At 62.8% G+C, this 1,411-nt stretch carries 1 protein-coding gene and 1 pseudogene; both read right to left on the bottom strand.

Going from position 1 to position 1,411, the window contains the following annotated elements; translation table 11 throughout:
- Nucleotides 1-78: 78 nt before the first annotated feature.
- Nucleotides 79-596: STAS domain-containing protein (locus RA26_RS23310; protein WP_241482717.1), on the bottom strand; the 518-nt coding region annotated here is incomplete at its 5' end.
- Nucleotides 597-598: 2 nt separating this feature from the next.
- Nucleotides 599-1,411 (bottom strand): annotated as a pseudogene (locus tag RA26_RS23315) (SulP family inorganic anion transporter); the annotation flags it as partial.

Raw genomic sequence — 1,411 nt, forward strand, 5'->3', positions numbered from 1 at the left:
GAGCCAAAAGACCCCCCAGAAACCAAGAAGCCCGCGGTTCACCAGAACCGCGGGTCAAATTGTTCAATCTATCAAAGCTCAGTGGCCGCCCAGGATCCCGGTCTTGACCGAGTAATCCACCGCGACCTCGTACTCCGGGTCGTCGTCGCTATCGACCATCAGGTGGCCCGCCTTGGTCAGCAGCTGGTGGCAGTCGCGGCTCAGATGCCGCAGCACCAGCGTCTTGCCTTCCGCCTCATATTTGCCGGCCACTGCCTCGATCGCCTGCAGCGCCGACTGGTCCACCACCCGGCTGCGGGCAAAGTCCACGATCACGTGGTCGGGGTCATTCGCCACATCAAACAGCTCGATGAACCCGTCGGTGGAGCCAAAGAACAGCGGCCCCTCGATCTCATAGACCTTGGCGCCCTTGTCGCTCTCGGACTCGCGGGTATAGGCGTGGATGCGGCGCGCGTTGTTCCAGGCATAGGCCAGGGCCGAGACGATCACGCCCACAACCACCGCAACCGCAAGGTCCGACATCACCGTCACAACCGTCACCAGCACAATCACAAAGGCGTCCGTCAGCGGCACCTTGGTCATGATCTTCAGGCTGTNNTCAATCAGCGGCGAGGCGGCGACGATGAACAGGAGCAGGAACAGCGCCGCGGCAATGCCCGCAATCCGCGTCCGCCCGCCCGATTTCACGTTGATCATCGACTGGCCGATCATCGCGCAGCCGCCCATACCGCCAAAGAAGCCTGTGACCACGTTGGAGGCGCCCTGCGCAATGCACTCCTGGCTGGCACCGCCGCGCTTGCCGGTGATCTCCCCCACCAGGTTCAGCGTCAGCAGGCTCTCGATCAAACCAATCGCCGCCAGAATGACCGCATAAGGCAGGATGATCCACAGCGTCTCCAGCGTGAAGGGCGCGAGTGCTGTGCCATACAGCCCCTCACCGGTGCCGAACGGATTGTGGAAGCCCGGGAACCCGCCCTTGATCGAGGCCATATCGCCAACGGTCGGCACGTCGATGTTCAGCGCAATGACCAGAACCGCGACAACGCCGATCCCCGCCAGCGGCGCCGGAATGACGGACGTAATCTTCGGCATCCCCCAGATGATCAGCATGGTGAGGCCAACCAACCCCAGCATCATATAAAGCTGCATCCCGCTCAGCCACTCGGCACCGTTTGAACCCGGCACCTTGAACTGCGTCAGCTGCGCCAGGAAGATCACGATGGCCAGCCCGTTCACAAAGCCCAGCATCACCGGATGCGGCACCAGCCGGATGAACTTGCCCCAATGCATGACGCCCGCGATGATCTGCAAAATCCCCATCAGGACCACGGTGGCAAACAGGTACTCCACCCCGTGCTGCGCCACCAGCGCCACCATCACCACCGCCAGCGCGCCCGTCGCGCCCGAGATC

It is taken from the genome of Leisingera sp. ANG-M7 (assembly GCF_000813965.1).
In the GTDB taxonomy this organism is placed as follows: domain Bacteria; phylum Pseudomonadota; class Alphaproteobacteria; order Rhodobacterales; family Rhodobacteraceae; genus Leisingera.